The sequence below is a fragment of the Patulibacter minatonensis DSM 18081 genome, from assembly GCF_000519325.1.
GTDB classification, from domain to species: Bacteria; Actinomycetota; Thermoleophilia; order Solirubrobacterales; family Solirubrobacteraceae; genus Patulibacter; species Patulibacter minatonensis.
The window spans coordinates 4,287,229-4,307,829 of the sequence record NZ_KI912613.1; the positions used below are offsets into that span (position 1 = coordinate 4,287,229).

At 72.8% G+C, this 20,601-nt stretch carries 18 protein-coding genes and 1 pseudogene; 5 read left to right on the forward strand and 14 right to left on the reverse strand.

Going from position 1 to position 20,601, the window contains the following annotated elements; all coding sequences use genetic code 11:
• Positions 1-550: 550 nt before the first annotated feature.
• A pseudogene (locus tag PATMI_RS31910) lies at positions 551-928 on the forward strand (transposase); the annotation flags it as partial.
• 43 nt (positions 929-971) lie between these two features.
• Positions 972-1,799: an IS256 family transposase gene (locus PATMI_RS31915; RefSeq protein WP_026912175.1), complete on the forward strand. Its 828-nt coding sequence runs from the start codon at positions 972-974 to the stop codon at positions 1,797-1,799.
• Positions 1,800-2,154: 355 nt separating this feature from the next.
• Here the strand turns inward: PATMI_RS31915 and zigA are convergent, their stop codons facing one another.
• The 6 genes from zigA to PATMI_RS0120075 form a co-directional block, all read right to left on the reverse strand.
• Positions 2,155-3,420, reverse strand: coding sequence for a zinc metallochaperone GTPase ZigA (gene zigA / locus PATMI_RS0120050; protein WP_026912176.1), 1,266 nt, complete (start codon positions 3,418-3,420; stop codon positions 2,155-2,157).
• A 98-nt stretch (positions 3,421-3,518) separates the two neighbouring features.
• Positions 3,519-4,940: a Re/Si-specific NAD(P)(+) transhydrogenase subunit beta gene (gene pntB, locus PATMI_RS0120055; RefSeq protein ID WP_026912177.1), complete on the reverse strand. Its 1,422-nt coding sequence runs from the start codon at positions 4,938-4,940 to the stop codon at positions 3,519-3,521.
• 4 nt (positions 4,941-4,944) lie between these two features.
• Positions 4,945-6,468 (reverse strand): Re/Si-specific NAD(P)(+) transhydrogenase subunit alpha, encoded by a 1,524-nt coding sequence (locus PATMI_RS0120060; protein WP_026912178.1) that lies wholly within the window; start codon positions 6,466-6,468, stop codon positions 4,945-4,947.
• 253 nt (positions 6,469-6,721) lie between these two features.
• A complete protein-coding gene (locus tag PATMI_RS0120065; protein ID WP_026912179.1) occupies positions 6,722-6,991 on the reverse strand; it encodes a hypothetical protein in 270 nt (89 codons plus the stop codon).
• Between the two features lie 82 nt (positions 6,992-7,073).
• On the reverse strand, positions 7,074-8,285 hold the full coding sequence (locus PATMI_RS0120070) for an acyl-CoA dehydrogenase family protein (RefSeq protein ID WP_026912180.1): 1,212 nt from the start codon (positions 8,283-8,285) through the stop codon (positions 7,074-7,076).
• A gap of 140 nt (positions 8,286-8,425) precedes the next feature.
• Entirely contained in the window at positions 8,426-9,721 is a 1,296-nt protein-coding gene (locus PATMI_RS0120075) for an acyl-CoA dehydrogenase family protein (protein WP_026912181.1), read from the reverse strand.
• Positions 9,722-9,957: 236 nt separating this feature from the next.
• Between PATMI_RS0120075 and PATMI_RS0120080 the strand changes: the two genes are divergently transcribed.
• Positions 9,958-10,452 carry a VOC family protein gene (locus PATMI_RS0120080; RefSeq protein WP_026912182.1) on the forward strand — a complete coding sequence of 165 codons (495 nt, stop codon included), beginning with the start codon at positions 9,958-9,960 and terminating at the stop codon, positions 10,450-10,452.
• Between the two features lie 21 nt (positions 10,453-10,473).
• The gene (gene pepT / locus PATMI_RS31920; RefSeq protein WP_084270115.1) at positions 10,474-11,805 is read left to right on the forward strand and encodes a peptidase T; all 1,332 of its coding nucleotides are present in this window, start codon (positions 10,474-10,476) and stop codon (positions 11,803-11,805) included.
• A gap of 2 nt (positions 11,806-11,807) precedes the next feature.
• Here the strand turns inward: pepT and PATMI_RS31925 are convergent, their stop codons facing one another.
• Positions 11,808-12,095: a hypothetical protein gene (locus tag PATMI_RS31925; RefSeq protein ID WP_036726184.1), complete on the reverse strand. Its 288-nt coding sequence runs from the start codon at positions 12,093-12,095 to the stop codon at positions 11,808-11,810.
• 56 nt (positions 12,096-12,151) lie between these two features.
• Positions 12,152-13,858, reverse strand: coding sequence for a S8 family serine peptidase (locus PATMI_RS0120095; RefSeq protein WP_036726187.1), 1,707 nt, complete (start codon positions 13,856-13,858; stop codon positions 12,152-12,154).
• A 174-nt stretch (positions 13,859-14,032) separates the two neighbouring features.
• On the opposite strand from PATMI_RS0120095, the gene PATMI_RS0120100 reads away from it, so the two are divergent.
• Complete coding sequence (locus PATMI_RS0120100; RefSeq protein WP_026912184.1) at positions 14,033-15,124, forward strand: hypothetical protein; 1,092 nt, start codon at positions 14,033-14,035, stop codon at positions 15,122-15,124.
• 11 nt (positions 15,125-15,135) lie between these two features.
• Here the strand turns inward: PATMI_RS0120100 and aat are convergent, their stop codons facing one another.
• The 6 genes from aat to PATMI_RS31950 all read right to left on the reverse strand — a co-directional run bounded on the left by aat (position 15,136) and on the right by PATMI_RS31950 (position 20,525).
• Positions 15,136-15,825, reverse strand: coding sequence for a leucyl/phenylalanyl-tRNA--protein transferase (gene aat / locus PATMI_RS31930; protein ID WP_051472080.1), 690 nt, complete (start codon positions 15,823-15,825; stop codon positions 15,136-15,138).
• 36 nt (positions 15,826-15,861) lie between these two features.
• Positions 15,862-16,683 (reverse strand): thioesterase family protein, encoded by an 822-nt coding sequence (locus PATMI_RS31935; protein WP_051472081.1) that lies wholly within the window; start codon positions 16,681-16,683, stop codon positions 15,862-15,864.
• On the reverse strand, positions 16,680-17,477 hold the full coding sequence (locus tag PATMI_RS0120115) for an alpha/beta fold hydrolase (RefSeq protein ID WP_026912185.1): 798 nt from the start codon (positions 17,475-17,477) through the stop codon (positions 16,680-16,682). Before PATMI_RS0120115 ends, PATMI_RS31935 begins: the two co-directional genes overlap by 4 nt.
• Positions 17,478-17,526: 49 nt before the next feature.
• A complete protein-coding gene (gene dinB, locus PATMI_RS31940) occupies positions 17,527-18,606 on the reverse strand; it encodes a DNA polymerase IV (RefSeq protein ID WP_051472082.1) in 1,080 nt (359 codons plus the stop codon).
• A gap of 274 nt (positions 18,607-18,880) precedes the next feature.
• Entirely contained in the window at positions 18,881-19,645 is a 765-nt protein-coding gene (locus PATMI_RS35150; RefSeq protein ID WP_026912186.1) for a septal ring lytic transglycosylase RlpA family protein, read from the reverse strand.
• A 313-nt stretch (positions 19,646-19,958) separates the two neighbouring features.
• Positions 19,959-20,525 carry an RNA polymerase sigma factor gene (locus tag PATMI_RS31950; RefSeq protein WP_051472083.1) on the reverse strand — a complete coding sequence of 189 codons (567 nt, stop codon included), beginning with the start codon at positions 20,523-20,525 and terminating at the stop codon, positions 19,959-19,961.
• Between the last annotated feature and the right edge of the window lie 76 nt (positions 20,526-20,601).

Below are 20,601 nucleotides of genomic sequence, written 5' to 3' on the forward strand. Positions count from 1 at the left end.
GGCGGGCCGGTGCCGGCTGGCGGCGGACCGGGGCCGGCTGACGGCGGACCGAGCCGGCTGGTAGTGGGCGGGCGTTCGGCGGGCGGCAGTTCGAGCCGGAAGGCAGCGGGCGGTCGGCAGTCCGCGGTGGGGGTCAGCAGGCGGCGGGATGTCGCCGACAGGCCGGCGGGCGGACGGCGAACGGGGGGCGGGGGGCGGGGAGCGACTGCGAGGTGCCGAGCCCTCAGGGTTCGCCGACCCGTGGCACATCGCGGTCGCTGGACGACCACGACGTGTCACGGTGCCGGCGAAATGCGACCCGTGGCACCTCGTGGTCGTGCGGGGAGCCGACGAGCATCGGCCGCCGGGCGGTCCGGATCGGGCGGCACGCGGTCAAGTAGATAGAAGTGGTGTAGCTCGGTGAGGAGCGCGGTGGGCCGTCGAAGGCGGGCCACCGCGACGTTCGCATCGAGACCGTGGGTCTTCTTGGCGGAGGCCCCCACGACCCAGAAGGAACATCACGATGGCCCAGAGCCAGGGTAAGACGACCACGCGCGACGCGGTCGAGAGAATGCTGTCCGAGCACGGCGATCTCGTCCGCGAGAGCGTCGCGTTCATGGTCCGCGAGCTGATCGAGGCCGAGGTCTCCCAGCTCGTCGGTGCGGAGCTCGGCGAGCGATCCGAGGACCGCTCAACCCACCGAAATGGGTACCGCCACCGGCGGTGGGACACGCGGGCGGGCACGATCGACGTGGCGGTGCCGAAGCTTCGCCAGGGCTCGTATCTGCCGTCGTTCCTTGAGCCCCGGAAGCGTTACGAGCAGGCGTTGGTGGCCGTCGTGCAGGAGGCCTACGTCAACGGTGTCTCGACCCGGAAGGTCGATCGGTTGGTTGAGCAGATGGGCCTGCAGGGCCTGTCGAAGGGGTCTGCTGCATCGGTAGGTGACATCTGACGTGTGGTGCCCTGGGGTGCCACCAGAGAGGATGTGCAGCGTGCCGAAGCCGTATCCGCGGGAGTTCAAGGAGGACGTGGTCCGGGTCGCGAGGGCTCGTGATGGGGCGACGACGATCAAGCAGATCGCGAAGGATTTCGGGATCAGTGAGTCGTGTCTGACGAACTGGATCAAGCAGTCCGACGTCGAGGCGGGCGTGCGGCCGGGCGTGACCGCGGCCGGTGTCCGTGAGGTCATCGGTCTCGACGTCGGCGAGTCCGAGACCGAAGCGTTCTGGACCGAGTTCCTGCACTCGCTCCGGGCGCGTGGCCTGGCCGGCGTGCAGCTGGTGATGAGCGACGCGCACCAGGGTCTGAAGAACGCGATCGGTCGCGTCCTCTCCGCGCGGTGGCAGCGGTGCTGCGTGCACTTCGCTCGCGACATGACCGGCCACGTCGGCGCCGCGCAACGGCAGCTCGTCACCGCCGCGATCCGGCAGATCTTCACCGCCGACTCCGGCCAGGCCGCCCGCATCAAGCTCGGCGAGGTCGTGCAGCAGCTCGAGGGCCCCGCACCGAAGGTCGCCCGGCTGCTGGAAGGTGCTGAGGACGACCTCCTCGGCTTCTACGACTTCCCCAGCGAGCACTGGCCGAAGCTCAGGTCGACCAACCCGCTGGAGCGCCTCAACCGCGAGATCGGCCGTCGCTCCGACGTGGTTGGGATCTACCCCAACGACCAGGCGCTGCTGCGGTTGGCCGGCATGGTGCTGTTGGAGCAAAACGACGAATGGCTCGTCGGTCGCCGGTACCTCTCGGAGACCTCGATGCGCCGCGTTCTCAACCGCACCGAAACCACCACTGAGGCGCTGCCGGTGCAGCTCGCCGCCTGACCCAGACCACGCGCGTGGTGCCCGGACCGCTCGCCCTACGGGCTCCCGACCCGGGCACCACGCGACCCACGACCTCCGACCCAGAGCCGCTCACGGATCACGAAACCGAGCTACACCACAAAACGCGACTTGACTCGGCACGCATCGTGGAGGTGTCACCCCGGAGAACGTGACGATCCCCCGGTCCGACGGTCGGGGGTCGTCACGTTCTCCGGGCCGGGACGAGCATGACGTGACAACCCCCTCTGTCGCCCGTGGGGGCTCGTCACGTTGTCCCGGCCCGCGTCGCGTGCCCGAGCGGCGCGCCGCCCTGCCCGGACCGCCCGCGCATCGACCGCGTCGTCGAGCCCGTCCCCTACGCCGCCCGCGCGTCGACCGCGTCGTCGTGCCCGTGGTGGTGCATCGCGTCGGTGCCCCAGCGGGGCCACGGGTCCGGGAGCGCGCGGCCCCACCGCGGGCCGCGGGCGAGCTCCGCGTCGGTCAGCAGCGCCGCGTCGAGCCGGGCGATCAGGGCGTCGCGGTCGAGCCCCTGGCCGATGAAGACCAGCTCCTGCCGGCGGTCGCCGTAGTCCGGGTGCCAGTCCTCGGCCAGGCGCTCGCGCATCTCGTCGGGCCACGCGGTCTCGGGCTGCGTCGCCCACCAGGTGCCCACGGCGCGGAGGTTCAGGATCGGCCCGGCGGTCGACCACTCGCCGACGAGCGCCGGCCGGCTGGCGAGCCAGAAGAAGCCCTTCGACCGCACGACGCCCGGCCACGCCTCGTGGACCGCGTCCCAGAGGCGCTGCGGGTGGAACGGGCGGCGCTGCCGGAAGACGAAGCTGCCGATCCCGTACTCCTCGGTCTCGGGCTCCTCCTGCCCGCGGAGGACCTGGAGCCAGCCGGGGTGCTCGGAGGCCTCGTCGAAGTCGAAGCGCCCGGTGTCCAGGAGCTCGCCGAGCGGCACCTCGCCGTGCTCGGCGCGGACGATCCGCGCGCCGCGGTTCAGCTGCCGGACGACGTGTTCGGTGCGCTGGAGCCGCTCCGCATCGACGAGGTCGCACTTGCTGAGCACGACGAGGTCCGCGAACTCGACCTGGTCGATCAGGAGATCGACCACCGTGCGCTCATCGTCCTCGCCGAGGCTCTCGCCCCGAGAGGCGATGTCGTCCGTGGAGCCGATGTCGTCGACGAACCGCGCGGCGTCGACGACGGTGACCATCGTGTCCAGGCGCGCGACGTCGCCCAGGCAGCGGCCGTCCTCGTCCTCGAAGGTGAACGTCTCGGCGACCGGCAGCGGCTCGCTGATCCCGGTCGACTCGATGACCAGCGCGTCGAAGCGCCCCTGCTCGGCGAGCCGACCGACCTCGACGAGGAGGTCCTCCCGCAGCGTGCAGCAGATGCAGCCGTTGCTCATCTCCACGAGCTGCTCGTCGACCCGCGAGAGGGCGCTCTCCCCCGTGCCCGCGCGGTCCACGAGCTCGGCGTCGATGTTCACCTCGCTCATGTCGTTGACGATCACCGCCACGCGGCGACCCTCGCGGTTCTTCAGGAGCTGGTTCAGGAGGGTGGTCTTCCCGGCGCCGAGGAAGCCGGAGAGGACGGTGACGGGCAGCCGGCCGTCGTCGGTGAGGGGTGCGGTCATCCCTCCGTTCTATGAGACTCAGTCTCATCTGACAACCAGATGAGAATCGCGGCCCGCGCTCCCCCGTCATCGGGGGAGCGCGACGCCGCGACCGGGACTCAGAGAGCCTTGAGGATGTCCTCGACGCGGTCCTTCGCGTCGCCGAACAGCATCTGCGTGTTCTCGCGGAAGAACAGCGGATTCTGCACGCCCGCGTAGCCCGAGGCCATCGAGCGCTTGAAGACGATCACGTTCTCGGACTCCCAGACGTGCAGGACGGGCATGCCGGCGATCGGGCTGCTCGGGTCGTCGGCGGCGGCCGGGTTGACCGTGTCGTTGGCGCCGATCACGAGGACCACCGACGTCTCCGCGAAGTCGTCGTTGATCTCGTCCATCTCGAGGACGATGTCGTACGGGACCTTCGCCTCGGCCAGGAGGACGTTCATGTGGCCCGGCAGGCGCCCGGCGACGGGGTGGATGCCGAAGCGGACCTCCACACCGGCGTCCCGCAGCTTGCGCGTCAGGTCGGCGACGCCGTGCTGCGCCTGGGCGACGGCCATGCCGTAGCCGGGCGTGATGATCACGGACTTCGCGCTCTTCAGGAGCTCGGCTGCACCCTCGGCGTCGACCTCGCGGTGCTCGCCGTAGTCGGTGTCGCCGTCGCCCGCGGGCGCCTCGATGCCGAAGCCACCGGCGATGACGGAGATGAACGACCGGTTCATCGCCTGGCACATGATGTAGCTCAGGTACGCACCGGAGGAGCCCACGAGCGCGCCGGTGATGATGAGCGCGTCGTTCTCGAGCAGGAAGCCCGAGGCGGCGGCCGCCCAGCCGGAGTAGCTGTTCAGCATCGAGACGACGACCGGCATGTCGCCGCCGCCGATCGAGGCGACGAGGTGCCATCCGAGCGCGAGCGCCAGGATCGTCGCGAGGATGAGCGGCACGATGCCGGGGCTGGCGCAGAACCACACGGTCAGCCCGGCGAAGACGACGAGCGACCCGACGTTGATCAGGTTCTTGCCCGGCAGCATCAGCGGCTTGGAGTCGATCTTCCCCGAGAGCTTCAGGTAGGCGACGATCGAGCCCGTGAACGTCACGGCGCCGATGAAGACGCCGATCATGACCTCGGCGTGGTGGATCCCGAGCGTCCCGAGGACGTCCAGGTGCAGCGCCTCCTCGCCGTTCTTGTCGTTCTCGACGAGCAGGAAGCCGTTCCAGCCGACGAGGACGGCGGCCATGCCGACGAAGCTGTGGAGCAGGGCGATGAGCTCGGGCATCCCGGTCATCTCGACGATGCGGGCGCGCCAGATCCCGATCGCCGCGCCGATGACGACGGCGACGAGGAGCAGGACGAGCCCGATGTCCTTGATGTCGGCGTCGATGGCGAGCCAGACGGTGGCGATCAGGGCGACCGCCATGCCGGCCATGCCGTAGCGCAGACCGACCTTCGCGGTCTCGTGCTTGGAGAGTCCTGCCAGCGCGGCGATGAAGAGCAGCGCTGCGACGAGGTATGCGGCCTGGGCCGGAACGGTGACGGTCATTCCGCTAGCTCCTCGAGAACATGGCGAGCATGCGGCGGGTCACCGCGAAGCCACCGAAGACGTTGATGCTCGCGAACAGGATCGCCACGAACGCGACGGCCGTGATCGTGTCGTTGCTGTGCCCGATCTGCAGCAGGCCGCCGACGACGATGATCCCGGAGATCGCGTTGGTCACCGACATGAGCGGCGTGTGCAGCGCGTGGTGCACGTGGCCGATCACGTAGTAGCCGATGACGATCGCCAGGGCGAAGACGGTGAGGCGCGGCACGAGCACCTCGGGCGAGATCGCCACCAGGCCGAAGAACAGCGCGGCCGCGGCGAGCACGAAGCCCAGGCGCGTGGTGTCCGACATCGGCTCCTTCGGCGGGGGCGGCGGGGCCACCTCCTTCGGCGGGGCCGTGGGCGCCGCCGACACCTGGACCTCGGGCGGCGGCCAGGCCAGCTCGCCGTCGTCGACGACCGTGATGCCGCGCTGGACGACGTCCTCGGAGTCGAGGACCAGGACGCCGTCCTTCTCGGGCGTCATGAGCTTCATGAGGTTGACGAGGTTCGTGCCGTAGAGCTGCGACGCCTGCGCGGGCAGACGGCCCGCGAGGTCCGTGAAGCCGAGGATCGTCACGCCGCCTTCGGTGACGACGGCCTCGCCCTTGACCGTGCCCTCGACGTTGCCGCCGTTCTGGGCGGCCATGTCCACGATCACGGAGCCGGGCTTCATGCTGGCCACCATCTCGGCGGTGATCAGCGTGGGCGCGGGACGGCCCGGGATGAGCGCCGTCGTGATGATGATGTCGACGTCCGTCGCGAGCTCGGCGTAGAGCTTCGCCGCGCGGGTGTTGTAGTCGTCGGACATCTCCTTCGCGTAGCCCGTGGCGCTGACCTGCGCCTCCTCGGACTCGACCGAGAGGTACTCGCCGCCGAGCGACTTGACCTGGTCGGCGACCTCGGGCCGCGGGTCGGTCGCGTAGACGATCGCGCCCATGCTGCCGGCCGCGCCGATGGCGGCGAGCCCTGCGACGCCGACGCCGGCGACCAGGATCTTCGCCGGATTGACCTTGCCAGCGGCGGTGACCTGCCCGGTGAAGAAGCGCCCGTAGGTGTGGGCGGCCTCGACGACCGCGCGGTACCCGGCGATGTTCGCCATCGACGAGAGCACGTCGAGCGACTGCGCGCGGGAGATGCGCGGCACCGCGTCCATCGAGAGCGCCGTGATCGGGCGCCGGGCGAGGTCGTCGACCATCGCCTGGTCGAGCCGCGGCGAGAGCAGAGCGATCAGCGTCGCGCCCGGCTTCAGGCCGTCGAGCTGCGCCCTGGCGGGAGCGTTGACGCCGAAGACGACGTCCGCGGCGAGCGGGTCGCCGATGGTCGCGCCGGCCTCCGTGTAGGCCTCGTCCGTGAAGCTCGAGGCCTCGCCGGCGCCCGTCTCCACGGTCACCTCGTAGCCGAGCTTGAGCAGCTGCTGGACGGTCGCGGGGGTGGCCGCGACGCGGGTCTCCCCGGCCTGCGCCTCCCTCAGTACACCGATCACCATGGGCGAATCCTTTTCTGCATCTGGGCGTTCATCCGATCCACCGGCGCCGACCGGCTGGTGGTTCCGGGTGTGGTTGTGTGCTCGAGAGCATCGCGGCGTGGTCCTGGCACCGCCACCGCGACGGCGGCGGCGGTCGGGCGTCGCGACAGAACGGTACTTGTGCGGCCCGTCGGGTGTCGTCGCCGCGGATCGCGGCGTTGGAGTCCCCCGATAGAAGGAGAATTCTGACCGGCGGTGTGAGTGCCCCCGCTCCCTACCGCCCGGTCGCCGAGCGGGCGGCGACCGGCGCGACGAGCGCAGCCCGCTGATGCGTGACGGACGACGGGGCCGTCGCCGACGCCGGCGCCGCCCCGCTCCCCCCGAGCAGCCCTGCCACGAGCAGCCCGACACCCACCAGCGACCGGCGCACGATCTTCTTCGTCCGCGGGCCCATGAGCCAGGGGAAGCGGGCCTCGAGCCACATCCGCATGCCCGAGGCGCCCGCCACGGCCGTCATCGCGCCCGCCGCGCACTGGATGCACATGACGTCGATGCAACCAGGGCGGCGGACGGCGGGCCAGTAGATGAGAAGACGGGCGCCCCGCCGCTCGCGGGCACGCCGGGCCCTACTTCAGCTCGGCCGAGCTCTTCTTCAGCAGCTGGCGCGCGATGATCAGCAGCTGGATCTGCTGGGTGCCCTCGAAGATGTCGAGGATCTTCGCGTCGCGGGACCACTTCTCGAGCAGGTCGGCCTCGCTCAGGCCGATCGAGCCGCAGAGCTCGACGCAGCGCAGCGCGACGTCGGTGCCGGTCCGACCCGCCTTGGCCTTGGCGTACGAGGCGTGCAGCGAGTTCGGCAGCCGGTTGTCGGCCATCCACGCGGCGCGCATCGTCAACAGGCGCGCGGCCTCGACGTCCGACTCGAGCTCGAGGAACGTCTGCGCGGCACCGACCTGCAGGGCCGCGGGGCGGTCGTAGTCGATCGTGACGCCGGCGTCCTCCAGCTGCTTCCGCGTGAAGTCGAGCGCCGCCTCGGCGACGCCGACGGCCATCGCGGCGACGAGCGGCCGGGTGTTGTCGAACGTCTGCATCGCGCCGGCGAACGACTTCTTCGCGTCGATCTCCGGCGTGCCGAGCAGGTTGGCGGCCGGGACCCGGCAGTCGACGAGCTCGAACTGCGCGGTGTCGGACGCCCGGATCCCGAGCTTGTGCTCCAGGCGGATCAGCTGCATGTTCGGGTTGCTGCGCTCGACGACGAACGACTTGATCGCGGCACGGCCCTTCGAGAGATCCAGCGACGCCCAGACGACGACGAGGTCGGCGCGCTCGCCGGACGTCACGTAGATCTTCGTGCCGTTGAGGACGTACTCGTCCGTCGCCTCGTCGTAGCGGGCGGTGGTGCGGATGTTGGCCGAGTCCGAGCCGACCGACGGCTCGGTGATCGCCATCGCCGCCCACTTGCCCTCGAAGCGCTCGAGCTGCTCGTCGGACGCCACGGAGGCGATCGCCGAGTTGCCGAGGCCCTGACGGGGCATCGTGAGCGTCAGGCCGACGTCGCCCCAGCAGGTCTCCATGACCGACAGCGCGGTCGACATGTTCGTGCCGTTGCGGTTGCCCTCGCCCGTGTCCTTCGACGCGCGCACACCGGTGGCGCCGGCGCCGCCGGAGCCGGAGTCGTTGAGCCCGTCGATGAGCGCGGCCAGCATGTCGAGCTCCTTCGGGTACTCGTGCTCGGCGGCGTCGTACTTCCGGGAGTTCGGGCGCAGCACCTCGCGGGCGACCTGCTTGGCCTGCCCGATCAGGGGCGCGAACTTCTTGGGGGTCTCGAGATTGATCATCGGATTTCGATCCTTGGTCTTCGGAAGGCTGTGGGCCGACGGCACGCCGTCGCCCCTGGTCGGAGAACCGGGTGTCACGTGTCCTTCACGGTCCGACGCGGTGCGGACCCGAGAGACACGGGACGGGGCCCGGTCCCCTGTCAGACGAGAAGGGCCCCTTCCATGACGCCGGCGGCCCGCAGGTCGCGGTACCAGCGCTCGACCGGGTGGTCCTTCACGTAGCCCGCGCCGCCGAGCATCTGGACGGCCTGCGAGCCGATCTCCATGCCCTTGTCGGCGGTGAGCTTCCGGGCCAGCGCGGCCTCGCGGGCGAAGCTCTTGCCCATGTCCGCGCGGCTCGCCGCGCGGTAGGTCGTCAGCCGGAGGCTCTCGAGGTCGATCGCCATGTTCGAGACGGTGAACGCGACGCCCTGGCGGTGCGAGACGGGCTCGCCGAACGCCTCGCGCTCGTTGACGTACGGGATGACGTGGTCGAGCGCCGCCTGCGCGGTGCCGGTGGCCAGCGCGGCCCAGGCGATGCGGCCCAGGCGGATCGCCTCGGCGTAGACGTCGGGGTCGCCGCCGCCCAGCAGCGCGGAGGCCGGGACGCGGACGTCCTTCAGCACCAGGCGCCCGGTGGCCGCGGCGCGCAGACCGATCGCGGGCTCGGGCTCGGTCAGGACGCCGGCGGTCTTCGACTCGACGAGGAACAGCGCCGGATGGTCCGCGAGGTCGGCGGCGACGACGAACAGCTCGCCGGTCCCGACGTGCGGCACGAGGGACTTCACGCCGGAGAGCACGTAGTCCTCGCCGTCGCGGGTCGCGGTCGTCCGCAGCGCGAACGGGTCGAACAGCGGCCGCGGCTCCTGGACGGCGAGCGCGGCGGTCGGGACGTCCTCGCCGACGAACTCGGGCAGGTAGGTCGCCTGCTGGTCGGCGTCGCCCCAGAGGCCCAGCGCGGTCGATACCGCGGCCGGCGCCAGGACGGCGTAGGCGAGGCCGAGGTCGCCGTGCGCGAGCGCCTCGGCGAGCAGCACGGACGTGACGGCCGAGCGCTCCTCGACGGCGCCGCCGGCGGCCTCGGGCACGCCGAGCAGCGTGGTCCCGATCTCGGTGCTCTTCAGGAGCAGGCCCTCGGGCATCGCGCAGGCGGTGTCGGCGGCCTCGGCGGCGGGACGCAGCTCGGTCGCGGCGAAGTCTCGCGCGGCCGACTGGATCATCTCCTGCTCGTCGTCGGGCGTCAGGTCGAACAGCCCGTTGCCGGTGCGTGCGGGCTTCAGGCGCGACGCCGAGCCCCCGCCGGAGCGCTTGGCGAACGTGCGCCCCACGGTGCCCGCCGCCTGGAAGCCGCGGTGCGCACCGATGCGCACGACGCGCTCGCTGGCGCTCCGGGCTCCCAGGCGGTCGATCAGCTCGGAGCCCGCGAAGCGGTTCAGCGCGCGGAGGCCCAGGGCCATTCCTCGGTCGGTCAGGTTCATCTCGTGGCGATCCGGGTCGATGGGACGACGGCGTCGCACGGTCTCGATACGACCGCGTACACCTTTCCTACTCAGAGTAGCACCTGAGTGCACACCTGTACCGAAGATCCTCGCACCGATGAGTTCGCGGAGCCGGCGCGGTCCTCGTCCCGAACGACCGCCCGCCGGCCCCGGATCCGCCTGCGCGGATCCGGCCGCCCGACCCGAGGACCACCGTGCCCGACGTCTCCGCCCCCACCATCACCCCGAACCTCTGGTTCGACACCCAGGCCCATGAAGCCGCCGAGTTCTACGTCTCGGTCTTCCCGGACGCCGAGATCCTCGACGTCCACCGCTACGGCCCGGAGGGCATGCGCGACGAGGGCACGGTGATGCTCGTCGTCTTCCGGCTCGGTGCCACCCGCTTCTGCGCCATCAACGGCGGCCCGCAGTTCACGTTCGACGAGGCGGTGTCCTTCGAGATCGAGTGCCAGGACCAGGAGGAGGTCGACCGCTACTGGGAGGCCCTGATCGCCGGCGGCGGCGCGGAGAGCAGGTGCGGCTGGTGCAAGGACCGCTTCGGGCTCTCGTGGCAGGTCGTGCCGAAGGGGATGGGCGAGGTCCTCTCCGACCCCGACCGCGAGCGCGCTGGCCGGGCGATGAAGGCGATGCTCGGTATGCGCAAGCTCGACCTCGCGGCGCTCCGGCGCGCGGCCGACGGGGAGGCCTGACGCATCTGGCAGGCTTCCCCCATGGCCTCCACCGTCCCGCGCGCGCCGTTCACGTCGTCCCTGGCGGAGGAGCTCGCGCCCGGGCTGCTCGAGCGGTTCGTGCGGTACGCGCGGGTCTCCACGCAGTCCGACCGCGAGGCGACGACGAGCCCGTCGACCGCCCGCCAGCTCGACCTCTCGCGCCTCCTCGTCGACGAACTCCGCGAGATCGGGCTGGACGACGTGGTCCTCGACGACGACGGCTACGTGTACGCCACGCTCCCGGCGACGACGGACGCCGCACCCGACGGGACGCCCTGGCCGGTCGTCGGCCTGATCAGCCACGTCGACACGAGCCCCGACGCGCCGGGCGAGGGCGTCGAGCCGCTCGTCCACCGCGCGTACGACGGCACGACGATCGCGCTGCCGAAGGACGGGACGGTCCTCGATCCCGAGCGGATGCCCGAGCTCTCCTCGCGCGTCGGCCACGACGTCGTGACGTCGAGCGGTGACACGCTGCTCGGTGCGGACGACAAGGCGGGCGTCGCGGAGATCGTCACCGCGCTGGCACATCTGGCCGCGCGTCCCGAGCTGCCCCGCCCCACGCTGCGGGTCTGCTTCACGCCGGACGAGGAGATCGGCCGCGGCGCGCACCGCTTCGACGTCCCCGGCTTCGGCGCCGTCTGCGCCTACACGGTCGACGGCTCCGAGCCGGGCGAGCTGCAGGACGAGACGTTCACCGCGTCGGAGGCGGTCGTCACGATCGAGGGCCACGACGTCCACCCCGGCTTCGCGACCGGCAAGCTCGTCAACGCCACGCGCCTGGCCGCCCGGATCGTGGCGGCGCTGCCGCCGGAGCTCACCCCCGAGCAGACCTCCGGACGCGATGGCTTCATCCACGTCTACGAGACCACGGCCACCGCCGCCCGCGCCGAGATCCGCGCGATCGTCCGCGACTTCGACGACGACCTGCTCGCGCAGCACGCCGACCTCCTGCGGTCGATCGTCGCGGAGGTCGCTGCCGACGAGCCGCGTGCGACGCTGTCGGTCGAGGTCACGCCGCAGTACCCGAACATGCGCGACCACATCGCGCGGTTCCCGGCCGTCGTGACCGCCGCGGAGCGCGCGATCGAGGCCGAGGGCCTCGCGCTGGTGCGCACCGCGATCCGCGGCGGCACCGACGGCTCGCAGCTGAGCGCCATGGGCCTCCCGACCCCGAACGTCTTCACCGGCGGGCACGAGTACCACTCGGTGCGCGAGTGGGCGTCGCTGCAGGAGATGGCCGCCGCGTCGGCGACGGTCGTGCGGATCGCCGAGGCGTGGACGGCACCGGACCTCGTGGCCGCCGCGGCCGCCGGGCACCTGCCGGCCTGACGTCAGTCGGTCACGCCGGAGATCGCGACGGCGACGTACACCAGCCCGCCGGCGCCCAGCACGCGCCGGAACGCGTCGTCGCCGTGCGCGAGCTCGAGGTACGCCCAGATCGTCACACCGACCCGCGAGACCGCGGCGAGCAGGTCGGAGGCGTCCCCCGAGGCGGCCTTCGCGAAGAGCGACGCGCCGATCGCGACGAGCAGCGGCGCGTTCGGGAACTGGACGACGGGGTAGGACGCCGGCCAGCCGCGCTGGGCGCGGCGCCACAGCGCGGCGAGGTCGGCGGGCACCGGACGAGCCTACGGGTCCGGGGCGCGCCGCCCCGGACCCGGACCTCCCGCCCCGCTCAGCGCCTCCCGAGCTGCACCGCCTGGAGGGCGTTGACCACGCCGTCCCCGTAGAACGAGTTGTGGCTCGTCGTCCCGGTGCACCGCGCGGTATAGAGCGCGGGGTCGAGTTCCGGGTCCGGGTACGTCTGGACGCCGCCCGCCGGGCACGCCGTCGGGGTCGCCGTGCGGCTGAGGAGCCGCTCGGTCTGCTTCGGGTCCAGCGTCACGCCGCCGCCCCGACGGTCCCGCCTGCCCTCCGCCGCGACGACGAGCGCCGCGACGCCCGCGGCGTGCGGGCTCGCCATCGAGGTGCCCTGGAGGTACTGGTAGTACGCGGGCTTCCCGGACGAGACGTCCTTCACCACGAACGGCGTCGTCGGCTCGCCGGCGGCGTCGACGTCCCCGACCGTGCGTGCGACCGCCTCGGGGTACGGCGCGAGGATCCCGTTCTCCGGCGACCGGTACTGCGCGGTGCCGAAGAAGTCGCGGGTGTCCCCGCCCGGGGCCGCGACCTGGGTCTCCTTCAGGCTCCAGTTCGAGTAGTACGCCTTCCGACCGCTGCGACCGGTCGACGAGACGCCGACGACGCCGTCGGTCTCGGTCGGGACGCTCAGGCAGCCGTTGTCGATCGTCCGCTCGTACGCGGCGTCCGGCGGGTAGTCGGGCGACACGCCGTCGACCTTCGGGTCGTCGATGTCGGTGTTCTCGTTGCCGAGCGCCGCGACCGGCAGGACGCCCTTCCGGCGGGCGTAGTCGACGGCGCGCTGCACGGCGACGATCGTCGTCCGCTGCTGTGCCTGCGCCGCCGGGGAGTCCGCCGCGTTGCTGCGGCAGTTGTAGAGCCACGGATCGACGTAGAAGCTCATGTTCACGACGTCGATGCCGTGGTCGGCGGCGTAGGTGAGCGCGTCGACCGTGGGCTGGGCGAAGAAGTAGCCCGAGTCCTGCCCGGCGCGGAGGTTGACGATCGAGGCCCTCGGCGCGACGCCGGCGATGCCCGCGCCGTTCAGCGGTGCCGCGATCGTGCCGGCGACGTGGGTGCCGTGGCCGTCCTCGTCGACGTCGGCCGGATCGGTGCACGAGCCGTCGGGGTCCTCGGAGCAGGGTCCGTCGATCAGCGGATCGTCGGTCGTGAAGTTCCGGGAGAGCGCGCGGTCGAAGTTCGGCGCGATGTCGGGGTGCGCGCCGTCGACGCCGGTGTCCATGATCCCGACGCGCACGCCCTCGCCCTGACCGAAGCGGTAGCTGCCCGACGAGCTCGCGCCGATCGCGGCCATGTCCCACTGCAGCGGGGCCAGCGGCTCGACACCGGTGGCGGGCGGGTTCGGCGCCGGCGGGCGGCCGCGGAGGCTGTCGCGGAGCGGCTGGTCGCGCTCGAGCAGGCGCTGACGGGCGATCCGCTTCGCCGCCGCGGACCGGGGTGACGCCTGCGGCACGCTGCCGATCACGCGTCGCTCGGACGCCGCGGTGATGCTGCGCGTGGCGATCGCGCGGCGGGCGAAGCTGTCCGGGGCGGTCGCGCTGCCGACGGCGACGGCGCGGTTGTAGTCGGTCGTGCGACCGCCGGCCGACCGCACCGCGGCGCGGAAGGTCTTCTCGGTGGTGCCGTTCTTCGCGACGACCGTGTACTGCCGCGTGCTCGTGGGCGCGGCGGACGCTGGGACGGCCGAGGCCGCGCAGGCGGCCGTCAGCACGCCGAGCGCGAGTGCTCGGTGGAGCTGCATGAGGGGGATCCTCCTGGTCACGTCCGGCGGGGGATCCGGACTGCGATCGACCCTCCCACACGATCCGGACATGGCGCAAGCACCCACGGGCCAACGTGCGGGCGCCAGGTCGCGCCGCGCGGAGCGCGTCGCCCCCGGCGCGGCGCACACCGCCCACGCCCTAGCATCCCGCCGATGCCGAGTCTCCTCCGCTCACCAGCCCGGCGCGCACTCCTGGCGCTCGCGGCCGTCCTCGCGTGCCTCGCCGTCGTCCCGCACGCCCGTGCCGCGCAGCCCGCCATGGTCAAGGGTCTCCAGGACACCAAGCTGACGCTCTCGGACGATCCGCAGGACCGCGCGCGGTTCTGGACCCACGCGAAGCGCGCGAAGGTCGGCCGGGTGCGGCTCCTGGTCTCCTGGGACGGCGTCCAGCGGACGATCGCCCCCGACGTCGCGGCCCGCATCCTCCGTGCGGCCGACGACGCGAAGGCGCACGACGCGAAGCTCATCGTCGGCATCTACGCCGCGATCAACCGCAAGCGCGCGGTGCCGCGGAGGATCAACGCGACGCTGATCTCCCGCTTCTCGGACTTCACCGCCTCGATGGGCAAGGCGTTCCGCCCGATCCGCCTGGCCGGCTACCTCACCTGGAACGAGCCGAACTTCAAGTCGATGTGGCCGCAGAACCAGCCGCGGACGTGGGTGACGATGTCGAACGCGGCGTACCGCTCGTTCAAGCGCACCGATCCCGGCGCCAAGGTCTACGTCGGCGAGCCCGCTCCGAACGCCCGGACGACGAACGCGGTGAACCCGGGGTCGTTCTTCCGCAAGGCCCTCTGCCTGAACGCCAGCTACCGCTCGCTGAACCGCACGAAGTCGTGCCGGACGAAGCTCCTGGCGGACGGCTTCGCGATCCACACGCACGACTTCTTCCTCAGCCCGGTCGCGCGCCGCTACCCGTCCGACGCGTGGACGATGGGCAACCTCAAGGGCACGATGCGCCAGATCCGGGCGCTCGCCCGGGCCGGTCGCATCACCGCGAAGGCGTCGCGCAACGTCCACATCACCGAGTTCGCGTACCGCACCCACGGGTCGGCGAGGACCCCGGACGCGCAGGCGGCGCGGTGGCTGCGCCTGGCGTGGAACTACGCCAAGCGCGAGCACGTCCGGTCGTTCACCTGGTACCAGCTGCAGGATCCGGGCCCGGCGGAGGAGTGGCGCTCCGGCATGCTGACCGCCGGCGGCAAGGAGCTCCGCACCTGGAAGACCTTCCGCTCGCTCCGCTGAGGGCGCGCCGCTCAGGGCCCGACGAGCGCGGCCCCGTCCGACGGCCCCGTCGCACCGTCGAGGTCGAGCGGCCGGAGGCCCCCGACGAGCGCGGTCCGCAGGCGCTGCTGGAACGCCGGCTCGGGCACCTCGACGACGCCGAGGCGCGCGGTGTGGGGCGTGCGCTGCTGGACGTCCAGCACGGCGTAGCCCGCGTCGCGGATGCGGACCGCCGCGGAGAGCACCGCGGCCGTCCCGGCGTCGGGACCGCGGTGGAACATCGACTCGAGCGTGTGCGCGCGACCGATGGTCACCCCGAACGTGCCGCCCACCAGCTCGTCGCCGTCCCAGACCTCGAAGCTCCGCGCGTGCCCCCACCGGTGCAGGCGGGAGTACGCCTCCTCGAGCCGGGGCGTCAGCCAGACCTCCTGGCGTCGCAGTCCGGGACGCTCCGCGCACGCGGAGACCACGCGCTCGAACGCCGCGTTCACGGTGAGGGCGTAGCCGCGCCGCGGGAGCGTGCGGCGGAGGGTCCGGGGGATCCGGACGTGCTCGAGCGGGAGCACGGCCCGCGGGTCCGCCCGGTAGGCCGCGACGCGGAAGCACCCGTCGCCGTCGAGCGTGTCCATCGGGAACGCGCCCTGCTCGTAGACGAAGAGCATCCCGGGCGGATCGAGGATCCACCCACCGTCGTCCGCCTGCGCCCCGGGTTCGCCGTCCACGTCGCCGGACCGTAGCGGACGACGACGCCCGCCCCGTCAGCGCCGCTCGACGTAGAGGGTCTGGGTGGCGGTCCCGAAGCGCCCGGCGGCGTCGTGCAGCTCGCTCGTGGTCAGCCCGGTGCCGGCGCGGTGCAGCTCGGTCCGCGCACGGACGCCGATCCATTCGCCGGCGGGGTCGCGGTGCAGCGCGACGTGGAGGTCGCAGTTGACGAAGAGGTAGTCCGCGAACGTGACGGGCGCCGAGAGGCCGTTGCCGAAGTCGGCGGCGGCGACCGTCCGCTGTGCCGGCGTGGGCGTCTCGTCCGCGACCACGGGGACGCGCAGGCGCAGCCACGCGGTCCTGCCGCCCGGTGCGGGCTCGGCGAGCGGGGCCCCGGCGACCCGGATCTCCATCGCGGTCGGGTGGAAGGCGGTCGCGTCCTCGGGGAGGAACCAGCTCCGCGTCGGCGCCAGGCCCTCGGGCGGCGGCAGCTCCGGCCACGGCATCCCGATCCCGGCGGGCAGCGGGACGTCGCCGCGGCGCAGGACGACGGCCTGGACCTCCATGGCCACGCGTCCCGCGGCGTGGAGCTCGGCGTGGACGACCTGCAGCCGGCTCCCGGGCTTCACGATCCGGGTACGGACCTCGACCTCGCCGATCGGGACGGGCCCCAGGAACGTGTAGGAGAGCGAGCTCGTGCGCTGTCCCTCCCCCGCCCGGCGCTCGACGGCGCGGGCCAGGAGCGCCGCGGGCGCACCGCCGTGGGCGCTGGCCTCGTCCCACGGCCCGCGCGCGGACGGGCCGACGACGTAGCGCGCCGGGGCGTCGGGGTCGGCGGGCTCGTCGACGATCGCGACGACCGGGTCGGCGGAGCTCATCCGACCGCGTCCGTCCGGGCGACGAGGTCCGCGATCACGCGGGAGAGCTGCCCACCCTGCCAGGCGATCGGCGACTTCCCCTCGTCCTCGACGACGAGCGCGCTGTCGGGCAGCGCCTCGGCGTAGCGCTCGGCCGTCGCGAGCGGGTGCCCCGGATCGGCCTCGTCGCGGTCGCCGACGACGACGGTCGGCACGCGGATCGCGGCGAGGTCGTCGAGGCTCGCGTACGGGGCGCTCCGCGGCACGGCACGGACGGCGGCGGCGACCGCGCCGGGGTGCTCGTGGACGGAGAGCCGCTGGTGCATGACCTTGCGGACGGTGTCCTGCCACGCCTCCGGGATCCGGTCGAAGCGGTACGCGTCGACGAACCCGTCGGCACCGCCCTGCTCGAGGCCGTCCGCGAGCCGGTCCCACCCCGCGAGGGTGCGCTCGTCGGTCTCGTTCCCCGGCTCGTACGCGGGGGTCACGACGACGACGCCGGAGACGAGCTCTGGGCGGTGGAGCGCCACCCGCAGCGCCGTGTGCGCGCCCATCGACGCCCCGACGAGCACCGCACGGGGCATGTCGTGGGCGGCCAGCGTCGCGACGAGGTCCTCGGCGAGGTCCTCGTAGCGGTAGGCCGCCGGGTCGTCGGCGGGGTCGGACGCCCCGTGCCCCCGCGCGTCGTACGTGAGGACGCGGTGGCCCGCCCGCTCCAGGTGACGGCTGCCCATCACGACGTAGCGGTGGCTGGCGGTCAGCCCGTGGAGGAGGACGACCGGGGGTCCGTCCCCTGCGACTTCGGCGTGGAGCATCTCCGGAAGGTCTACCAGCGGGCCCGCCGCGACCCCGACCGGCCGGTGGTCATCCGGTCGACAGCGGCAGCACGAGCTGCACCCCGGGCCCGTCCTCGAGCTCGAGCGACGCCATCCGGACCCCGAGCAGCCGCACGGGGAGCGCCGGGGCGTACTCGCGGAGCATCCCGATCGCGGCGTCCGCGAGGACCTCCTCGTCGACGACGGGGACGGGGAACGTCCGGGAGCGCGTGACCGTCGTGAAGTCGCGCAGCCGGACCTTGATGCCGACCGTGCGCCCACGGCGGCCCTGCTTCTCCAGCGCCTCGAAGAGCTTGATCGACAGACGCCGGAGCTCGGCCTCCTGCTCCTCCGCGTCGGAGAGGTCGACGGAGAACGTGGTCTCGCGGCTCTCCGAGACGGGCTCGCGGACGGGCTCGACGGGCGCGTCGTCGTCGAAGCGGCAGCGCCGCCACAGCCACGGTCCGGTGCGGGGGCCGTACCAGTCCGAGAGCGTCGCCTCGTCGACCTTCGAGAGGGCGCGGATCGTCGCCACGCCGCGGCGGGCGAGGTCGTCGGTCGTCTTCGGTCCGATGCCGCCGAGGATGCCGGGCGAGGCGTCAGCCCAGCGGAGCCAGGCGTCCTTCCGGGAGAGCACGCAGAAGCCACGGGGCTTCTCGGCGTCGGAGGCGAGCTTCGCCACGAGCTTGTTCGGCCCGATGCCGAGCGAGACGTGCAGCTCGGTCTCCCGCAGAATCCGCGCCTGCAGCCGGCGCATCGCGCTCTTGGGCATCGCCATGGCGCTCAGGTCCATGTAGGCCTCGTCGACGCTGACCTGCTCGACGATCTCGACCTCGTCGCGGACGATGCCCATGACGCCGGCCGAGGCCTCGCGGTACGCGTCGAGGTCGGGCGGGACGATGATCGCCTGCGGGCAGCGGTTCTTGGCCGTCGCGAGCGGCATCGCGGACCCCACGCCGAACTTCCGCGCCTCGTAGGTCGCCGTCGTGACGACCGAGCGCGGGCCGTCGTGGGCGACGATCACGGCCTTGCCGCGGAGCTCGGGGCGCCGCAGCAGCTCGACGGAGGCGAAGAACGCGTCGCAGTCCAGGTGCCCGATGCAGCGAACGGGTGTTCCCTCCGACCCCACCGCACCAGACTACGCCGACGGACGGCGGGATCGTCCGGGGCGGGGCCCGGTCCCTTCCGGGTGCCCCGGACCCTGCCGCAGTCCTGCACGGCGGTCCCCGGGACGTCCGGGGCGGGGCCCGGTCCCTTCCGGGTGCCCCGGACCCTGCCGCAGTCCTCCGCGGCGGTCCCCGGACGTCCGGGGCGGGGCCCGGTCCCTTCCGGGTGCCCCGGACCCTGCCGCAGTCCTGCACGGCGGTCCCCGGGACGTCCGGGGCGGGGCCCGGTCCCCTTCCCTATCGGTCGACCATCACGTTGCCCGTCGAGCCGAAGCCCAGGCGCGACTTCGTGGCCGACGTGAGGTCGAACTCGCGACCGGCGACGTACGGGCCGCGGTCGACGACGCGGGCCTCGACCTGGCGGTCGCCCAGGCGGAGCGTCAGGCGGGTGCCGCAGGGCAGCGACTTGTGGGCGACGCCGACGGTACCGGGGCTCAGGTGGCCGCCGCAGGCGAGCGCGCTGCCGTAGAGGCCGGGCCCGAAGTAGGACGCGTACGCGCGGCGGAAGCCGTGGACGGGCTCGACGCGCTCGATGTCGCCCTTGCCGCGCGAGTTGGACACGATGCGCAGGCGGACGGACCGGTCGCCCATCGACGAGATCTTCGTGCTGACGCGGAAGCGCCCGTCGCGACCGACGGCGTCACGGGTGATGGCGCGCCACTTCGAGCCGCGGTGCTCCTCGAGCCGGACGTGCTGTCCGGCCGAGTGGTGCCGGACGCGGCCGGCGTAGACGGCGGTCCGTCCGACGAGGCCGGAGCCCCGCTCGGTGGTCGCGCGGATCGCGGGCGTCCGGCGCTTCGCCGGAACGGCGGCGGGGGTGGCCACGGCTGCGGTCACGGGGGTCTCGCGGGCGGCCGTCGTCTGCGACGGTGCGGCCCCGGAGCTCGGGGTCGGGGTCCCGCCCGGCGCGGAGGCCATGGCTGGGACGGCTGCGGTCAGGGCCAGCGCCGCACCGGCCGCGAGTGCGGCACGGGTCGGCGTGACGACGGCGTCACGGGTCACGTTGGGTTCTCCTCTTCGAGAAGACGCCTACGGAGTTAGCTGACGGGCTCGCGAGCTCCGGACGGACCGCACATGGGTGCGGGACGGCCGGAGGGCGCTACGGACGACTCGGCGTCCGATTCGCCCCGTGCCGCGACGCTCGAGGGAGAGCGGTGCGGCGGTGGGTCCCCCGTTCGGAGCGTGCGGGCACGCCCCGACTCGGCATCGGTGAAGGTGTCGTGAACCTTAAGGGGCGGATCCGGGTCTCACCCGTGCGATGCCGCACACCCGCCAGGCGAGCGTCGGGGCGCCACGACCTGCGAAGAATCCCTGCTCAGAGCAGGGACGAGATCATCGTCATGACCGTCGCGGCGGCGAGCTCGGAGCCCTCGAGCTCCGCCCGCATCCGCGCCAGCCCGAGCCGGAGGCGGCCCTTGACCGTGCCGAGCGGCAGCCCGGAGCGGTCGGCGATCTGGTTGGCCGTGAGGTCGCCCCAGCAGGCGAGCGCGATGGCCTCCCGCTGCGGGACGGGGAGCGCGGACATGGCGCGCATCAGCGCGGCGCGAGCCTCGTTGCGCTCGGCCTCGCTCACGACGACGTCGGACGGCAGCGGCGGCGGCGCGGCCGCGAGGCGCTCGGCGGCCCTGCCGGCGGCCTGCCCGGAGCGCAGGATGTCCAGCGCGCGGGACCGGGCGACCATCCGCACGTACGCGCCGAGCGGGCCGCGTGTCGGATCGAAGAGCCGGGGGTCCCGCCAGAGCCGAACGAAGACGTCGTGGACGACGTCCTCGACGTCCGAGCGGCGCCCGACCGGCGCCAGGACGGCCGCCGCGGCACCCGCTGCAGCGGGTGCGTGCTCGGCGTAGGCGCGCGCGAAGTCGTCGGGGTCTCGGAGGTCCATGGGAGCCGGGTGCACGGTGCACCGCTCCCTAGAGTACCGACACGCCAGACGAACGTTGAGGCGCCAGTGCCATCCC

What these genes read in the sequence shown, in the direction of transcription:
- zigA (WP_026912176.1), bottom strand. Translation starts at nt 3,420, where the DNA reads ATGACCGCACCCCTCACCGACGACGGCCGGCTGCCCGTCACCGTCCTC.
- pntB (WP_026912177.1), bottom strand. Translation starts at nt 4,940, where the DNA reads ATGACCGTCACCGTTCCGGCCCAGGCCGCATACCTCGTCGCAGCGCTG.
- PATMI_RS0120060 (WP_026912178.1), bottom strand. Translation starts at nt 6,468, where the DNA reads ATGGTGATCGGTGTACTGAGGGAGGCGCAGGCCGGGGAGACCCGCGTC.
- PATMI_RS0120065 (WP_026912179.1), bottom strand. Translation starts at nt 6,991, where the DNA reads ATGTGCATCCAGTGCGCGGCGGGCGCGATGACGGCCGTGGCGGGCGCC.
- PATMI_RS0120070 (WP_026912180.1), bottom strand. Translation starts at nt 8,285, where the DNA reads ATGATCAATCTCGAGACCCCCAAGAAGTTCGCGCCCCTGATCGGGCAG.
- PATMI_RS0120075 (WP_026912181.1), bottom strand. Translation starts at nt 9,721, where the DNA reads ATGGCCCTGGGCCTCCGCGCGCTGAACCGCTTCGCGGGCTCCGAGCTG.
- pepT (WP_084270115.1), top strand. Translation starts at nt 10,474, where the DNA reads ATGGCCTCCACCGTCCCGCGCGCGCCGTTCACGTCGTCCCTGGCGGAG.
- PATMI_RS0120095 (WP_036726187.1), bottom strand. Translation starts at nt 13,858, where the DNA reads ATGCAGCTCCACCGAGCACTCGCGCTCGGCGTGCTGACGGCCGCCTGC.
- PATMI_RS0120100 (WP_026912184.1), top strand. Translation starts at nt 14,033, where the DNA reads ATGCCGAGTCTCCTCCGCTCACCAGCCCGGCGCGCACTCCTGGCGCTC.
- PATMI_RS31935 (WP_051472081.1), bottom strand. Translation starts at nt 16,683, where the DNA reads ATGAGCTCCGCCGACCCGGTCGTCGCGATCGTCGACGAGCCCGCCGAC.
- PATMI_RS0120115 (WP_026912185.1), bottom strand. Translation starts at nt 17,477, where the DNA reads ATGCTCCACGCCGAAGTCGCAGGGGACGGACCCCCGGTCGTCCTCCTC.
- PATMI_RS31950 (WP_051472083.1), bottom strand. Translation starts at nt 20,525, where the DNA reads ATGGACCTCCGAGACCCCGACGACTTCGCGCGCGCCTACGCCGAGCAC.